Annotated in this window: 12 protein-coding genes; 5 read left to right on the forward strand and 7 right to left on the reverse strand. The window is 57.0% G+C overall.

The features are described from left to right. Nucleotides 1-58 precede the first annotated feature (58 nt). Together LARV_RS10320 and LARV_RS10325 are read left to right on the forward strand one after the other, a co-directional pair. A complete protein-coding gene (locus LARV_RS10320) occupies nt 59-1,816 on the forward strand; it encodes a hypothetical protein (protein ID WP_075073561.1) in 1,758 nt (585 codons plus the stop codon). Between the two features lie 257 nt (nt 1,817-2,073). Further along, nucleotides 2,074-2,925: a trypsin-like serine protease gene (locus tag LARV_RS10325; protein ID WP_075073562.1), complete on the forward strand. Its 852-nt coding sequence runs from the start codon at nt 2,074-2,076 to the stop codon at nt 2,923-2,925. Between the two features lie 63 nt (nt 2,926-2,988). Here the strand turns inward: LARV_RS10325 and LARV_RS10330 are convergent, their stop codons facing one another. The 6 genes from LARV_RS10330 to LARV_RS10360 all read right to left on the reverse strand — a co-directional run bounded on the left by LARV_RS10330 (nt 2,989) and on the right by LARV_RS10360 (nt 12,439). Beyond that, nucleotides 2,989-4,533 (reverse strand): YifB family Mg chelatase-like AAA ATPase, encoded by a 1,545-nt coding sequence (locus LARV_RS10330; protein WP_075075192.1) that lies wholly within the window; start codon nt 4,531-4,533, stop codon nt 2,989-2,991. A gap of 134 nt (nt 4,534-4,667) precedes the next feature. Then, nucleotides 4,668-5,276, reverse strand: coding sequence for a hypothetical protein (locus LARV_RS10335; protein ID WP_075073563.1), 609 nt, complete (start codon nt 5,274-5,276; stop codon nt 4,668-4,670). Nucleotides 5,277-5,738: 462 nt separating this feature from the next. Then, nucleotides 5,739-7,715: a BTAD domain-containing putative transcriptional regulator gene (locus LARV_RS10345; RefSeq protein ID WP_075073565.1), complete on the reverse strand. Its 1,977-nt coding sequence runs from the start codon at nt 7,713-7,715 to the stop codon at nt 5,739-5,741. Between the two features lie 76 nt (nt 7,716-7,791). Further along, nucleotides 7,792-9,954, reverse strand: a complete 2,163-nt coding sequence (gene fdhF / locus LARV_RS10350) for a formate dehydrogenase subunit alpha (RefSeq protein WP_075073566.1) — start codon at nt 9,952-9,954, stop codon at nt 7,792-7,794. 2 nt (nt 9,955-9,956) lie between these two features. Beyond that, nucleotides 9,957-10,691 (reverse strand): 2Fe-2S iron-sulfur cluster-binding protein, encoded by a 735-nt coding sequence (locus LARV_RS10355; protein WP_075073567.1) that lies wholly within the window; start codon nt 10,689-10,691, stop codon nt 9,957-9,959. Further along, nucleotides 10,688-12,439: an NAD(P)H-dependent oxidoreductase subunit E gene (locus LARV_RS10360; RefSeq protein ID WP_075073568.1), complete on the reverse strand. Its 1,752-nt coding sequence runs from the start codon at nt 12,437-12,439 to the stop codon at nt 10,688-10,690. The genes LARV_RS10355 and LARV_RS10360 overlap by 4 nt, the downstream gene beginning before the upstream one ends. 81 nt (nt 12,440-12,520) lie before the next feature. Here LARV_RS10360 and mobA point away from each other — a divergent pair, with 81 nt between their 5' ends. Further along, nucleotides 12,521-13,120 carry a molybdenum cofactor guanylyltransferase gene (gene mobA, locus LARV_RS10365; protein ID WP_075073569.1) on the forward strand — a complete coding sequence of 200 codons (600 nt, stop codon included), beginning with the start codon at nt 12,521-12,523 and terminating at the stop codon, nt 13,118-13,120. Here the strand turns inward: mobA and fdhD are convergent. Further along, nucleotides 13,117-13,941, reverse strand: a complete 825-nt coding sequence (fdhD, locus tag LARV_RS10370; protein ID WP_075073570.1) for a formate dehydrogenase accessory sulfurtransferase FdhD — start codon at nt 13,939-13,941, stop codon at nt 13,117-13,119. The two genes, mobA and fdhD, sit on opposite strands and share 4 nt — an antisense overlap. 177 nt (nt 13,942-14,118) lie before the next feature. On the opposite strand from fdhD, the gene LARV_RS10375 reads away from it, so the two are divergent. Further along, a complete protein-coding gene (locus LARV_RS10375) occupies nt 14,119-15,123 on the forward strand; it encodes an NBR1-Ig-like domain-containing protein (protein WP_075073571.1) in 1,005 nt (334 codons plus the stop codon). Nucleotides 15,124-15,151: 28 nt separating this feature from the next. Beyond that, nucleotides 15,152-16,219 carry an SIS domain-containing protein gene (locus LARV_RS10380; protein ID WP_075073572.1) on the forward strand — a complete coding sequence of 356 codons (1,068 nt, stop codon included), beginning with the start codon at nt 15,152-15,154 and terminating at the stop codon, nt 16,217-16,219. Nucleotides 16,220-16,305 lie beyond the last annotated feature (86 nt).

Consider the following 16,305-nt stretch of genomic DNA (forward strand, 5'->3'; position numbering starts at 1 on the left):
CGGTATAATACAGCTTATTCGTAGATTTCGTTTTTGGATTGACGATCCGGATATGGACATGAAACGATTTACCGGCGCGCTGGCGTGCCTGCTTTTTTTTCTAACTGCGACCTTTGGGACGCTGGTATCGCCTGTTCAAGCAGCGATCTCCACCACGCCTGATCCAACCGGCAGCCCAACCCAGGCAGCGGATACAAGCAATGCGTCCGGCGCGGAGGGCGGTTGTTTTACCACCAACGCCTGGCATGAAACTGAGAATTATCTCATCTACCATATGATCCGGGTGGATGAGCAGAATATGATTCTGCCCTGGTACGACCCGAGCAATCTGTGCAATTCGTACGACCATATGCTCCACCTGGTTTTCGAATGGTGGTTGAATATGGAACGCAATCCGGCGGAACCGGACCTGCCGTATTACCTGATGCACCAGATCTGGCAGTCGACTTCGGAACCCGATTACGACCCGAAGGGCCTGGGCGGCGATCAACTGGCAATGGCCATATCCTCCTGGACTTTGTACTATGCGTATACTGGAGACACGCGCGCGCTGGATGATATGGTCTTGATTGCGAACCACGTTCTGGATAACGGTATGTCGCCGGCGACGGATTTATGGCCAAATCTGCCCTATCCTTACAATGTTACCCGGCTGGATAAAATGGACGGGGACATGATCTTCCATGAGAATTTCACCATGCTCGACAAGGCGGGATCCTTTGGCTATGAGCTGGTGAACCTGTACAAAATCACGGGAAACACCCGTTATCTCCAGGCGGCGGTAAAAATCGCCAATACCCTGGCCAACCATACCCAGGCCGGGGACGAGGTAACCTCACCCCTGCCGTACCGGGTGAATACCAAGACCGGCGAACTGCCGGTTGGCGGAAATCCATACACCACCTATTGGACGGGGTTGCTGATGCTGTGGGAAGGCCTGGAGGGTCTGGGCCAGGGTAACATTGCTGATTACCAGACCGCCCATACCAAAGTCTTGAACTGGCTGCGTACTTATCCCGTTCATAATAACCAGTGGGGGCCGTTCTTCGAAGACGGACCGGGCTGGTCGATCACACAAACCAACGCGGTGACCCTGGCGATGTACATCATGGACCACCGGGATCTCTGGGGGCCGACCTGGCAGGCGGATGCTCGTTCAGCCCTGGATTGGCCCTATGCCGCGCTGGACAACCTCGGATGGATCGACTACGGGGTGGAACTGATCGACGAGCAAACCGGTTACCGCAAGCCTGGAAACAGCCATAACAGCCGGCAGGCATCGATGGAATTGCGCTATGCCGAATTGACCGGCGACACCAGCCGGGTAACGAATTCGGTGCGCCAACTGAGCTGGGCAACGTATTCGGTGGATTTCGATGGCAAGAACCGGTATCCGTACGACAATATCTGGCTCACGGATGGTTACGGCGATTACGTGCGTCATTACTTGCGAGCTATGGCCGCCGCGCCTTGGTTGGCGCCGGACGACCAGGATCATTTGCTGCGAACCTCGTCGATTATCAAATTCATTCGTTATCAGCCGGATAGAATAGAATATCGCACCTTCGATGGCTCCGCCCAGGAAAAACTGAAAATCACCAGCTTTATGCCCCTGAGTGTTACCGCAAATGGCGTGCCTTTGCAGCGCCTGAACAGTATTTCGGACCTGGAGACACAGACGGGCTTCACGCTGGGCGCTCCGGGAGATCTGCCAACGGTCATGCGCATCCATCATGAAAATGCGACCTCGATCGTCATATCCGGCGTACCGCCCAAATACCTGTTTCTGCCGCTCATCCAACAGATACCCCAATAAAACATTGTCCGGGCTGCCGGTTTACGATTGCGAAGCGTGCCCGACAACTGTTCGCCCTGATTCGGAAGAATTTCGCGCAGAAATACGGCCGCGCGGCCGTATTCTTTCATTTGGATCGAGCAATTTTCTTCATTTATAAAGAAACGCTAAGAATAAACTGGATTTCGATTGTTGAATTCAATGATCGAATATGTTATTTATTAAATATTCCCACTGTCGGGAACCTGGAAAACAATTCTGAATCAGGGAGGTTCATGATGAAAAAAGGACTTCTTCCGCTGACGCTTGCGTTGATTCTGATTGTCTGTGTAACAACACCGGCTGCGGCCATCACAGGCGGCCAGCCGGATGGAAATGGGCATCCGTATGGGGCCCTGCTGATCGTCCCGGGGTACACCTTTTGCTCTGGCACATTGATCGCTGCAAATGTCGTTCTGACGGCGGGCCACTGCACCAGTTTTTGGACCGCGGCGGGCATCCCCGAAGTTTGGATCACGTTCGATGCCGCAGCCAGCGTGGACGCCGAAACCTGGGTCCCGATCCCGGGGCAGGGAACCTGGTATACGACCCACGCCTGGGTGACCCATCCGGGATACGATGATGCAGCCTGGCCGTTTACCTGGGATTACGGCCTGGTCTTCCTGGATGAACCGGCGGTGGGGATCACGCCTGCCGAGCTGCCTATGGCCGGTGTGGTCGATGAACTAGTCGGAACGACCGGCCAGACCGATGAACACTTCTTCGATGTGGGCTACGGCCAGAACGGCGTCACCGTCGGAGGTGGTCCATACACGCGCAACTATGATTTCGTCCGCAAAGTATCTGAACAGCTTTACAGCCCCAGCCAGGGAACCGTCGGCACGCAGGATGCGCGCTGGTTGATGTTGATCAATGCCCCCAGTAAAAATTTTGGAGGCGGCTGCGGAGGCGATTCGGGTTCCGGCATCTTCCTGGATGTCAGCAGCGCCTATCCGGATACGGTGGTCGCCGTGCACACCGGCGGTTACCGCCTGGGGTACGAGGGACGCCTGTGCGGGCGGATCACTTCACTAAACCACCGCATCGATCTGCCAGAGGTGCTTGGCTGGATCGCTGCATATCTGGATTGAAGTTTGAGAGAATGAATGCCAAAGCCTGCCGCGAAATCCCCGGCAGGCTTTTGTGTGCGAATATTAATCTGCTGATAATCGCGGCCGATATTGCAACGCTTCGGCCAGGTGCGCCGGCGCGATTTGTTTGGCGGCGGCCAGATCAGCGATGGTGCGGGCCAGTTTGAGCACGCGGTGATAAGCGCGCGCGGAGAGCTGCAGTTGATTCATGGCGGTGCGCATGAGGGCGCGGCCGGCGTCATCCAGCCCGCAAAATTGGCGGACCTCACCCACGCGCATGTCGGCATTGTTCATGATGGCAGCCTGGGGTTCCTTTTCCGGGTCCAGTCTCCCAAAGCGCTCGCGCTGAATCTGGCGGGCGGCCTCGACCCGGGCACGGACCGTTGCGGAGGATTCACCCAGGCGGGCATCGCTGAGTTTATCGTACGCAACGCGCGGCACTTCGACGTAGATATCGATGCGGTCGAGCAGCGGCCCGGAGATGCGTTTCTGATATTTGGTGACCACCCCGGGTGAGCAGGTGCATGCTTTAAGCGGGTCGCCGAAAAAACCGCATGGGCAGGGGTTCATGGCGGCCACCATCTGAAAATTGGCCGGGAAAGTGAGCGATCCCTGGGCGCGGCTGATAGTGACCAATTTATCCTCGATGGGCTGGCGCAGGACTTCCAGAACGCGCGGGCCAAATTCGGGCAGTTCGTCCAGGAAAAGCACGCCGCGGTGCGCCAGCGATATTTCGCCGGGGTGGGGGACGTTTCCACCGCCGACCAGGCCGGCATGGCTGATGGTGTGGTGCGGCGCGCGGAATGGACGGGTCTGCACCAGCGGCACATCCGCCGGTAGTTGATCGGCGATGGAATAGATGCGGGTCACATCCAGAGCTTCGTCGATCGATAGATGCGGCAAAATGGCGGGCATGGCGCGCGCCAGCAGCGTCTTGCCGGCGCCGGGTGGCCCGATCATCAATATGTTGTGTCCGCCCGCTGCAGCGATTTCGAGCGCGCGCTTGACGTGCTCCTGGCCTTTGATCTCTCGAAAATCGACCTGCACCGGAGGCTCCATCTGTTCGACGTCGACAGGAGGGTGAGAGGGAATGATGACATTGCCCAACAGGTGGTTCGCCAGTTCGGTCAGATTGGCGACCGGGATGACTTCCAACTCGGGAATCAGGGCGGCTTCGGCCGCGTCGCACTGCGGCACGAAGACACGCCGGAAGCCTTCACGCCGGGCTACGGCTGCCATGGGCAAGACGCCGCGAACATGGCGCACAGCGCCGTCCAGGGAGAGTTCACCGATCACCAGCGTTTCGGCCAAGCTCTCAGCCGAAATTTGTTCCGTCGCCACCAGGACGCCCAGGGCAATCGGGAGGTCATAGGATGGCCCTTCCTTGCGCACCGTTGCCGGAGCCAGATTGACGGTCAGCGGCTTGCGCGGATATTCGAGGCCGGCGTTCTTGATGGCCGAGTAGACACGTTCGCGGCTTTCCTGCACGGCCGCATCCGGCAGCCCGACGATCGTCATTTTGGGCAGGCCCTGCCCAAAGTCTACTTCGACTTCGACGATTACGCCCTCGAGTCCGATGACAGCGCAGGAAAAGATACGAGCTAACATGGGATTAGTGTAGGATTGGTAATCGAAATTGTCAAATAAGAAAGGTGGGAGAAAATCAGCGCCCAACCCCCAACAGGCTCGGGGCGGTCGATCTCCACGCGGCAAATTAACCGGCTATTTTTATGGTTCAGGGGTTAATTCGAAGAAAACTCGAAATCGTCCAGGAAGATCTGGGCCGTATCACCGGCTTCGAGGGTGACTCGAATGGTGAGGGTCACCTCCTGATTGGCAAATTGCGTGAGGTCGACAATCTGGCGGCTCCAGTCGAAGAAACTGACGCTTTTGCAGGGCTCCTTCAACCATTGAAGTTGGCCGTTTACATAAACGGATAATCTGCTCTGGGTCGATCCGCATATCTTCTTGGATTGGATCTGCGTCCAGAAGGAAAGATGAGGGACGATAGAAGGAATCACAATTTGCTGGCTGATGGAATTTTGCAGGGTTGGGTCCGACTCTGAATGATATCCCAACCAGGCCGCATGACTGCCGGTCCGCGGCACGATCCCCGTCGGGAAGTCCGGTTGGCTGTAAATAAGCTGCTCTGTGGACGGGAACAGGATCCAAGTTGCAGTTTCCGATTCGAAACTGCTGTCGGGGAGCGGAATTCTGGGTGAAAAAATGACCGGCAGATAGACCCGAAATGGAGCATCCGATTGAACGACAGAAACTGACGAACCCAGCAGCGTAAAGAGCAGTATGGTCAGAATGACCAGTCTGCAGCGGCCGCGGAATTTTAAATTCATTTTCAACCTCCCCACTGATTCCGGCTCGCCCAATACCATAAGTATATATCCGATCGAGAATCAAATCCCCCTGGCCATGACGGCCAGGGGGGCTTTGTTTTCGGTGCGGTCCCCTGTAAACGCATCGAAAACGAATCGGGCGAGGGATTGGGTGTTCAGGATGCCTGGGTGGGAATGGATCGAACGGGGGTGCGTTTCTTCGCGGGGGTTTCGTCTTTTTCGGTGACTGTTTTGTGGATCAACGCGAAGAGTTCATCCAGGTTGGAAAAAGTGGCCTGACTGCCATCAGCAACGGTTCGAAGATTTCCGTGAAGTTCGCCTTCTGATGTCTCGGCAGGCAGTATTGTGAGGAGGAAGGTCGATTTCCTGCGCATTGATGAATCTCTAGCATCAGAATATCATTTCCTACTGACATTTAACTGACAAATGATAGGAGGATATCAACAATGATGGATCGAGATTCTATACCGGATTGTTGGGGTTATCCAGACGGGCGCGCTTGATGCTGGCCACCATTTGCTTTAAATCGGAACGCGGCTGGAGGTCCAGGTCTTCTTTGAGGATCGACTCTAGTTTTTGATAGAGATGCACAGCCCGGGGAGCGCTGTTCATTCCGAGATAGGCTTGCATCCCCAATAAAGTGGCATCTTCATTCCAGATATCGCGTTGGAGAATTTTGAGGGCGCAATTGGCCGCCTGGTCGTAACTCTGGCGTTCGAGGTAGGCCTGTCCGAGGACGAGCAGACCATGCAGATACAGATCCACCAGTTCCTGCCGGCGCGAAGCGCTCCAATCCTGGTAGAGGTCCATCGGAAAGAGATCGTCCGTGTAAAGCGTCAGGGCTTCCTGAAGCCGGCTGATTTGACGGGATTGTAAAGCAATGGGAAGCTCCTGCTCGAAGTGTTCGAAATCGACCATCGAGCCGTGCGGAAGATTGACGAATACGCGCTCGCCTTCCACCGTCAGATATCGGGATGGAAATTTCTCGGGCAGGTCGGGCTCCAAAATGTGGCGCAGCGTCGATGTGGCCTGATGAAACAGATCCTGGCTGGTGGAAAGCGGGTGATCGGGCCATAATTCCTCCAGGATCACTTCGCGGCTGGCGGAATGACCGGGCTGCAGCAACAGATAGCGCAGCATTTCGCCGGCTTTACGGCGCTGCCAGAGCGAATCCGGCACCGGCCGGCGCCCCTGCAGCACTCGGAATTGGCCCAGACCGAAGATGCGCAACGGGGGAGGGGAAATCTTGTCGATTTGTTGGAGCAACACCTCGGCAGGTTCGCGTGCGGCTGAATCGCGGCTTCGCAGATAGCTCGCAATCAATGGGAAGGCCAGTCTCCGTTCGCGTTCGAGGATGAAAGTATAACCGCCCTGCAGGATGCTTTTGACCGCCAGCTTCCAGGTTTCCGCGTCGTCGCCCTGATTTTCGAGTGAAATCCAGGCCGCCTTCAGCAGGCGCGCGTAAGCCAGGTTGTACTCGGCCGTGATGGCAGTGAATTGTTGGATGGCGTCGTCGATTTGGGTGAAAGCCTGCGCGTGGTCGCCCATCTCCCAGGAGGTGCGGGCGCGCTCGACGAGCGCTTTGCCGCTCAGGTAGAACGAGTTCAGACGTTGCGCAAAGCGGTAGGCGTCCTCGGCCCAGGTGTGGGCGGTGGCCGGTTCGCCGCGCAGACGAAACAGGCGGCTGTATTCCAGACGCACCCGCACATTCAAATCGGGAACTCCGGTTTGATTGGCAATCCGCAACGCCAGATACAGGTATTCCTCGGCTTTTTCGAGTTCCTCTTCATCCAGCGACAACCGCGACCAGAGAAAATAATAACCTCCGGCCGCGCGCGTGCCCGGACGGACGAGCGGCAGGAAAGCATCCAACGCTTTACGCGTGCGTTTGCGATCGCCGGTGGTCTGAAAGATTAAAGCCTGCAGGAAAGGAAGGCCCCAGGTTTCGCCGCTATCCTCCGACTTGATCTGGTCGGCTTCTTCCATGGCGGCCAGGGCCAGGGTGAATTTACCCTGGATGAAGTAAACCACTGCGGCCTGATCGTGCAATGCGTGCGACAACCCGGCGGGATATTGAATCGAGCGGCTGATCTCAGCGGCTTCGTAAAAATCCTTTTCGGCGTTCTGCAGGTTGTTTGTTTCAGCTTCGATGGTGCCGAGCGCAATCAGGGCATCGACCGCTTCCATCGAATAGCGCGTCTGAGACAGCACTTCTTCCACCAGCCTGCGGCCTTCCTCAAAGGTGCCCAGTCGGCAGGCTATGGCGACCGACCGCATGAGAACCCGTTGAGAGGCCACCTTACCGGGTTCGTTGCGTGCTAAATCCAGCGCTTCTCTGGCGGCCGCAGCAGCGCCTTTTAAATCGCCGGAATTTTCTTTGGTTTCGCTTTCTTTTAGAAGAACTTCGATCTCTGGATTGATCATGGGACCTGGATGCATTGTTAACTGCTATCAAATCATACAATAGCCAGTAGGTTGGCGCAAGTCGGGCTCACCTTTCAAGAAAGTTTGGACCCTAATACCTTCCCCGAACCTGATAATCCTGTGCATTCGTCAATTCCGATTCGTCAGCCGGGGTAACGCGAACTGCGCAGGCTTTATATTCGGGGATCTTGGCCTGCGGGTCGAGGATATCCTGCGTCAGCAGGTTAGCGGCGGCTTCGGCAAAATGGAAGGGAATGAAAACCACGCCGGGGGTCGTTTTTTGGGTGACTATGGCGCGCAGAACGATGGATCCGCGCCGCGAGGTGACTCGAACCGCGTTGCCTGCATTGATCTTCAAATGGGCGGCATCGGCAGGATGGATTTCCATCAGGGCTTCCGGGAACAGGTCGTCCAGCCAGGAATGCCGGGTAAGCGTTCCGCCATGCCAGTGCTCCAGCACCCGCCCGGTGGTTAGAATGAGCGGATAATCCTCATCCGGCATCTCGGCCATGCCGGCATCCTCGAGCGGATGGAATTTGCCGCGCCCACGGGGGAAGGTTTCGGCAAACAAATAGGGCGTGCCGGGATGGTTTTCATCCCAGGTGGGCGTTTGAATGCCCAAATTCTCGATGCGTTCGTAGGTGATGCCGCGATATTCCGGAACGACGCTGCCGATTTCGCGCATCACCTCGGCCGGATTCTGGTAATTCCAACCGGCGCTGGTGGATCGCTTGAGTCGGGTTTCCAACCGTCTGGCAAGGTCGCAGACGATCTGCCAATCAGCGCGCGACTGGCCGCGGGCCTGGATGGCCTGGCGCACGCGCTGTACGCGCCGGTCGGTGTTGGTGAAGGTTCCATCCTTCTCAGCCCACGAAGCCGCCGGCAAAAAGACATCTGCAAAAGCGCCGGATTCGTTGATGAAGATATCCTGCGCGACCAGGAATTCCAACTGTTCGAGTTTGTGGCGGGTATGGTTGAGATTGGGTTCGGACATCATCGGATTCTCGCCCATGATGTAGAGCGAACGCACGCCGCCTGGCCCGATGCTGCTGACGATTTCCGTGGTGGTCAAACCGAGCGTCCGGTTCAGGCCGCCGGGTTCGATGTGCCAGGCCTGTTCGAATTTGCGCGCGTTTTGTTCATCATCGACGCGCTGGTATCCGGGGTAATGCCAGGGCATGGCGCCCATATCCGAAGCGCCCTGCACATTGTTCTGCCCGCGCAACGGATTGAGACCAGTGCCCGGCCGGCCGATGTTCCCGGTCAACAGCGCCAGGTTGATCAGCGCCAGGGCGTTGGCTGTGCCGTGGGAATGTTCCGGGATGCCCAGCGACCAGTAGATGGCTCCGTTCCTGGCGTTCCCGTACAGACGCGCGGCCTCGATGATCAAATTGCGATCCACTCCCGAGACGATCTCGGCATGTTCGGGAGTGAATTTTTCCATCGAAGCGGCAAATTCGGCAAAATTTTCGGTGCGCTGATCGATGAATTCCTGGTTGTAAAGCTTCTCTTTCAGGATGACATGGGCCATCGCAGAAAAAACAGCGATATCGCTGCCCGGTTTTTCGGGCAGCCAGAGTGTGGCGTAATTTGCCATTTCCACCCGGCGCGGATCAACGACGATCAATTTGGCGCCGTGTTTCTGGACTGCGGCTTTCATCTGAAGCGCGATGATGGGATGGTTTTCGGCGGTATTCGAACCGGTGACGATAAAGACATCGTTTTGAATGACTTCGGCAGCCGTGTTGCTCATGGCAGATGAACCGACCGCCATTTGCAGCGCCACAACCGAGGCGGCATGACATAGACGAGTGCAGTGGTCGATATGATTGGTGCGAAAGAGGGCCCGGAAGAGTTTTTCCATAAGGTAATTATCTTCGTTGGTCGCTTTGGCGCAGCAATAGGCGGCCATGGCCCGGGAGCCGTCACGCTGGTAGATTTCAGTCAAGCGGTCGGCGATCAAATCCAACGCTTCATCCCAGGTGGCTTCGCGCCATTCCGACAGGTCGAATGCCTGGGTGCGCTTGCCCGGCTTTTGAGGGGTGCGGCGGATGAGCGGGGTGGTGATGCGGTTTTGGTTGTAGATGAAATCGTATCCAAAGCGGCCCTTGACGCACAAATTGCCGTGGTTGACGACCGAATCAAAAGGAGATGTTACCCTGTAGATAAAATCATCCTGGATGTGCAATTGAAGGTTGCAGCCAACGCCGCAAAATGGGCAGGTGGTGGAGACGACGCGGTCGGAAAGAGACATGATCAACCTCCTGAAGCAGATCCCTGTTCGCTGGAAACCTCACGGCGTTTACGGCGGCGTTCGGTTCGAGTGAGGGACATGATTTCATCCGGTGTAAGGCTCTGTTCGAGCAGCCACTGGCGTTTGGCCTTGAGCGCGCCGGTCGGACATACACCGACACACTGCCCGCAAAAGACGCAGGTCGTTTCCGGCATGGGCTTGGCGAAGAAGGTGCCGATCTGCGTTTCGAAACCACGGCCGGTAAAATTGATGGCATAGGTATACTGGGCGTCCTCCGCGCAAACCTGCACGCAGCGCCAGCACAGGATACATTTGGAATAATCCCGGATGTACATCGGGTTATCATCCAATACGGGCGACACGCGTTGTTCGGCGCCCGGGAAGCGTTCGGCTTGGGCCGTGTATTCGGAAATGTAGGCCTGAATTTCAGGCGAATCGCTCAAATCCACGGTCGCGGCCAGCATTTCCAGGATGGTGCGCCGCGCGCGAAGCACGCGATCGGATTGGGTTTTTACCTTCATCCCTTCGCTGATTTTGGCCACGCAGGCCGGTACCAGGGTGCGCGAACCTTCCACTTCGACCACGCAGAATCGGCAGAGCGCGTTGGCGGTGCAGTAATCATGGAAACAAATGGTGGGTATATCGATTCCAACCGCTGCGGCAGCCTTTAGAAGGGTGGTGCCCGGTTGCGCGGTCACGGTTATACCATCGATGGTCAGGGAAATCGAATCGGTCATGCCTGTTCTCCTATCGAAGAGACGGCGTTTGGAAATTCGAACAATTCAGGCCACAGGCGCATCGCGCTCAGCACGGCCGAGGCGGCGGTTTGACCCAACCCGCACAGGGATGCGTCGGTCATCGTCCAACCGATATCCAGCAGGCGTTCTTTATCGCCCGGCAGCGCGCGACCGTCCGCCAGACGCTGCAGGATTTCATATTGCCTTTGCGTGCCCAACTGGCAGGGATAACACTTCCCGCAGGATTCATCCGCGAAGAAGTGCCCCAGGCGCAGCAAAATATCCAGTAAATCCCGAGATTGGTCGAAAACGGTGATGACGCCTGAACCCAGCGGCAGGCCGGCGGCGCGTAAATCTTCGAACGTCAGGCGCACATCCAGGTTTTGTTCCACCGCAAAGGCGCCCGCCGCGCCGCCGAACAAGGCCGCCTGGAATTGGCTCCCCGGCCGCATTCCACCGGCCAGGTCGTAAAGCAGATGGCGAAAAGTGACGCCGAAAGGAACTTCGTACAGGCCGGGATGGACCACATCGCCGGAAATGCAGAAAAGTTTGGGACCGGGGGATTTTTCGGTGCCAAATTGGCGGTAACCGGCCGAACCGAGCTGGAGGATGAGGGGGATGTTGATAAGCGTCTCGACGTTGTTGATGACGGTTGGCTTTCCAAACAGGCCGAAGGTGGTCGGAAAGGGCGGTTTGACGCGTGGGAAACCGCGCTTGCCTTCGATGGATTCGAATAAGGCAGTCTCCTCGCCGCAGATGTACGCTCCGGCGCCGCGTCGAATTTCGATGTCGAAATCGAAATCACTGCCCAGAATGTTCTTGCCCAGGACTCCGGCCTGCCGGGCTTCGTCAACCGCGGCATTCAAGATCCAATACTGCAGGGTATATTCGCCGCGAATATAGATGTATCCCTGGTGAGCGCCGACCGCATATCCGCAGATTGCCAGCCCTTCGATCACGCGGTGTGGATCGTCCTCGATCACCACCCGGTCTTTGAAGGTGCCAGGTTCGGCTTCGTCTGCATTGCAGACCACGTACCGGATCGGTGAATTCGATGCAGCGACCGCCTCCCATTTGGCGCCGGTCGGAAAAGCGGCCCCACCGCGACCGACCAGGCCGGCCGCCTTTACCTCGTCGACAATGGCAGACGGCGGCTGCGCCAGCGCCTTGCGCAGCATGGAATAACCGCCGCTTTCCTCGTATTTTGTAATATTCGTAATCTGGCCTTTACCGCAATTGCCCGTCAATAAGTGCAAATCGCCGCCGACAATCGAAAACGGCCGGTGAACTTTACCGGCGACTAGATCTTTCCAGGAGCGGGTGTCAGCCCTGGAAACCGGTTGGCCCTGGATGAGCAGCGCGGGCGCGTAGTCGCATAATCCCAGGCAGGGGGAGCGTTCGACCGTGATGGTGTCGCCTGCCCGGGGTGTTCCGCGTTGATGTTCCACTTTTTGCGTCATCACTTTCATGACGCTGTCGGCGCCGGCCATGGCGCAGGCCGGGTCGCCGCACACATGGATGACCGTTTTTGCAACCGGTTCGCGGTAGAACATGGCATAGAAATCGATCACGCCAAACACGTCCGCGAGCGGGACCTTTAAAGCGCTCCCGATGGCGGACGCCACCTCTTCCGGAATGTAACCGTAGACGTTCTGAGCAGCGTGTAGTGCGGGTAATAGCGCCGTCTGGCCCTGCGGACCCAATTCCACGAGTGCGGGCTGGATTAAGGTTAGATCGATCTCGGTCATGCCTGCTCCTTTTTCCCTGGATTCGATAAGTAGCGGGTCAATGGAATTCCAAACGCAAACGCATTATAATTATATATAAATATGGTAACTTTAGTTATACAAGCTGGCGGTGAATCGCGGCGCATGGGCCGCAACAAGGCTCTGGTTTCCTTTCTCGGCCGGCCATTGGTGCAGCACGTGATAGAACGGCTGCGCCCCCTGGCGGATGAAGTATTGATTACCACGAACCAGCCGGCGGGTCTCGAGTCCCTAAGCGTTCCCCTGGTGGCGGATGTCTTCCCGGGACAGGGCGCGTTGGGCGGCTTATATACCGCCGTGTGGGCGGCCAAATACCCGGTTGTGGCTGTCGTGGCCTGCGACATGCCCTTCGCCAGCCTCGACTTGTTGCAATTCCAGATCGATGTGCTGGTCCAGCAAAACCAGGATGTGGTGATCCCGGGGTCAGAGGAGGGCTGGGAGCCGCTGCACTGCGTCTATCGCAAGCCGACCTGCCTGCCTCAAATCAAGGCCGCGTTGGTGCAGGGCCAGAAACGGCTCATCTCGTGGTTTCCGAATGTTAATGTGCGGTATTTGCAGGGGAATGAGGTCCGGCGCTACGACCCGCTGGGGATCGCATTTCGAAATATCAACACCCCGGAGGAATTGCAGCAGGCCGAGGTATTGGCGCGCAAATTAGCCTAGCGGGTATCGCTGGCCGGCTCGTCGGGTATCGAGACCGGAATGGAAAACGATGAGGGTTGTAGACGTTCGACGTGCGTATAGACGTTGAACTGATTGCGGCGCGCGTAACCGATCAGGGTGATGCCCAGTTCATCCGCGAGGTGAACCGATAGCGCGGTCGGCGAGGTGCGCGAAATGACGGCGCAGGCATCCAGGCGGGCGGATTTTTGGAGCATTTCCGAGCTGACCCGGCCGGTTGTAAAGACCAGGCGGCGTTTCAAATCAGGTTTTTCGAGGAGTACCCGGCCGGCCAATTTATCGAGCGTATTGTGGCGGCCAATATCTTCTGCCAGAATCCGGCTTTCTTCGCCATCGGTCAGCATCGAACAATGCACGCCGCGCGTGGTCCGATAGATCTCCTGCGAGCGCAGCAGGTCTTCCATGCCGGCCAGGATCATATCGGGCGACAGCGATTCTAGGGGTTGAGTGATCGGCCGGATGGGAGTCGATTCTGTAGCAGTAAAACCGCCCGTACAGCCTGAGGTTCGCCGCCAGTGGTCCGGTTTGGTGACGTCATGTTTGAGCCACACGTCCAACTGGCAACCGTTTTCACAGACGTGAACCACCGAGACTTCCGCCGCAGTTGAGATGATCTCTTCATTATAGAGGAATCCAACTCCCAGCGCTTCCAGATGGGTGGGCGTACACATGAAGGTCAGCCAGGATTCGCCGTTGACGAACAACCCGACTGGAATCTCGGCAATCATCCGGGTTTCGGCGGCCACCCAGCCACTGGGGGGGTGATATTGAAAATACTGCAGAGGTTCATCGACTGACGCCATGTCCCGTCTCCTCTGTAAACGATTGCTTGGTTACCGCAAGGCTGAAAATACACTTCAGATATTGATGTAATAATACCTCATTTGTATTATTTTATTCTAAAAAGATCAGCATCCTGACACCGTAATTCATGCGAATTTGGGGTAAAATCGAATTCTGGAGCAATTCTTATTGCCAGTATGAAAAGAAATCTGTTCATTGTGGTTTTCTGCTTCATCTCCCTGGGAATGGTCTCCTGCGACCGTATCTCGGGATTACAAGTACCAACCGGCGCGGGAACTCCCAGTGCCATTCAGACCATTACCGTTGCATTGACGCAAACCGCGGCCCTTTCCCTGGATCCCAATCAAACCCTTACTCTCGATTCCGCCAACGCTGCCACGGCCGGGCCGGATATTCTGGCGCTTACAACCACCCCATCCGCACCCTGTGATTCAGCCGCTGCCGGCCGCCCGATCGATGTCACAATCCCAGACGATACCGTTATCTCAGCCGGGAGCGCTTTTACCAAGGTGTGGCGTCTGGTAAATACCGGCTCGTGCCCGTGGACCACGGATTATGCCGTGGTATGGTTTTCCGGCGATCGGATGGGGTCCATTTCAGAACAGAATCTGTCACATCCGGTTGAAGTTGGCCAGAGCGTCGATATCGCGGTGGATATGACCGCGCCAGCCGAAGCCGGGGTTATGCAAAGTTTTTGGAAGCTACGTAACGCCGATGCACAATTGTTTGGCATCGGGCCTGCCAGCAACGCTCCGTTTTGGGTGCGAATCATCGTTGAAGATGCGGCAACCGTCGAACCGACCCAGGCACCTGAACCAACAGCCACGCCGGTCACACTGGTCCAGGGTTCGGTGGATTTGTTGCCGGGTGAGGGCATCAACCTGGATACCGGCGAAAAGACATCCGCTGGCGCAGGGGATATGGGCCTGATGAACACCAGCGGGTCCTTCGTGTTGCAGCCGGGTCCGGGCGCCATTCTCGGTTCCGCCGGAAATGGGAGCCCTACGCTTGACGACTGCCGCCTGGTTGTCCAGGGCACGGAAGCGGTTGCCCTCGCTGAATTGGCGCCGGGATCCTACTTTTGTTATCAAACGGATCAGGGAATGGCCGGTGTTGCCCGTCTGGCTGATCTGAACCAGGATGGAATCCGGCTGGATTTTAATACCTGGTCTGTCCCCTGAAACAACTGCCTTCCATACGGAGGAAGTCATGGGAATCCAACTGGATCTCGACCATCCAACGCTTTTTCACGAAGTGGATGGGGAGAACATGCTCGCCTGGATCGACGGTTTGCCGGCCCAACTTGAGAGCGCCTATCGTGCCGGGCTGTCGTTGCCATTACCCGAAAATCGGATCTACCGCGCCATTATTTTGACCGGGGTGGGCGGTTCGGTCATGGCTGGCGATCTGTTTGCATCTTACGCCGCTGGGCTATGCCCGCTCCCGATTTTCGTGCACCGGGATTACGACCTGCCCGCCTGGGCCAAAGGCGGGCAAATCCTTGTGGTAGGGATGTCCCTGTCTGGAAATGCGGAGGAAACCCTGGCGGCGCTCGAAGCCGCTCGACGGAATGGATGCGCGGTCATGGCTTTCACCCGGGGTGGGCAACTGTTGGAACTGGCTGAGAAGAATACCATTCCGATCTGGCGCGTCGAATTCGCCGGGCCCCCACGCGCTTCGGTGGGTTGGTTCTTTGGCCTGCTTTTGGCGCTGTTTTTCCGACTGGGGTTGATTCCGGATCCGGCGCGGGACCTGATGGCGACCATCGAGGCCATGCAGGCCCAACAGATGCAAATTGGCTCGGAAGTTCCAACGCGCCAGAATTCGGCCAAGCGTTTGGCCGGACAGGTGGTGGAACGCTGGGTGAGCGTGTTTGGCTCCGGATCGCTCGCGGTCGTGGCACGGCGCTGGAAAAGCCAGTTAGGCGAATTGGCGAAAACCTGGGCGCAATTCGATGTCCTACCCGAGGCAGATTACAACACCGTCGAAGGCGTCGCCAATCCGCCGGACCTGGTCCCGAAGGCGTATGCGATATTTCTGCACGGCTCCAGGGATCATCCGCGCAACCAACTGCGGACGCAACTGACCCAGCGCACGCTGATGCTGGAGGGCATTCCCACGGATATCATCAGTGCCAGAGGCGACAGTGCAATGGAACAGATGTGGACGGCGCTGCACTACGGTGATTATTTTGCCTATTATCTGGCCATGATCTACGGCGCCGATCCCAATCCAGTGGACCGAATTCAGAGTATTCAGGCGGATCTGGCCGCCTGACGCGGACGGCCAGAATTTTCAAACCGTCTTTGACTTAAAACTGGCCTTCCCGGGCGAAAGGTGCATATATAATACTTAGCCTGCGG

Origin of the sequence: Longilinea arvoryzae, from assembly GCF_001050235.1 — a bacterium.
Taxonomy (GTDB): domain Bacteria; phylum Chloroflexota; class Anaerolineae; order Anaerolineales; family Anaerolineaceae; genus Longilinea; species Longilinea arvoryzae.

Excerpts from the sequence above, each read along its gene's own strand:
- LARV_RS10345 (WP_075073565.1), bottom strand. The coding sequence starts at position 7,715 with ATGCATCCAGGTCCCATGATCAATCCAGAGATCGAAGTTCTTCTAAAA.
- fdhD (WP_075073570.1), bottom strand. The coding sequence starts at position 13,941 with ATGGCGTCAGTCGATGAACCTCTGCAGTATTTTCAATATCACCCCCCC.
- LARV_RS10330 (WP_075075192.1), bottom strand. The coding sequence starts at position 4,533 with ATGTTAGCTCGTATCTTTTCCTGCGCTGTCATCGGACTCGAGGGCGTA.
- LARV_RS10355 (WP_075073567.1), bottom strand. The coding sequence starts at position 10,691 with ATGACCGATTCGATTTCCCTGACCATCGATGGTATAACCGTGACCGCG.
- fdhF (WP_075073566.1), bottom strand. The coding sequence starts at position 9,954 with ATGTCTCTTTCCGACCGCGTCGTCTCCACCACCTGCCCATTTTGCGGC.
- LARV_RS10360 (WP_075073568.1), bottom strand. The coding sequence starts at position 12,439 with ATGACCGAGATCGATCTAACCTTAATCCAGCCCGCACTCGTGGAATTG.
- mobA (WP_075073569.1), top strand. The coding sequence starts at position 12,521 with ATGGTAACTTTAGTTATACAAGCTGGCGGTGAATCGCGGCGCATGGGC.
- LARV_RS10320 (WP_075073561.1), top strand. The coding sequence starts at position 59 with ATGAAACGATTTACCGGCGCGCTGGCGTGCCTGCTTTTTTTTCTAACT.
- LARV_RS10335 (WP_075073563.1), bottom strand. The coding sequence starts at position 5,276 with ATGAATTTAAAATTCCGCGGCCGCTGCAGACTGGTCATTCTGACCATA.
- LARV_RS10375 (WP_075073571.1), top strand. The coding sequence starts at position 14,119 with ATGAAAAGAAATCTGTTCATTGTGGTTTTCTGCTTCATCTCCCTGGGA.
- LARV_RS10325 (WP_075073562.1), top strand. The coding sequence starts at position 2,074 with ATGAAAAAAGGACTTCTTCCGCTGACGCTTGCGTTGATTCTGATTGTC.
- LARV_RS10380 (WP_075073572.1), top strand. The coding sequence starts at position 15,152 with ATGGGAATCCAACTGGATCTCGACCATCCAACGCTTTTTCACGAAGTG.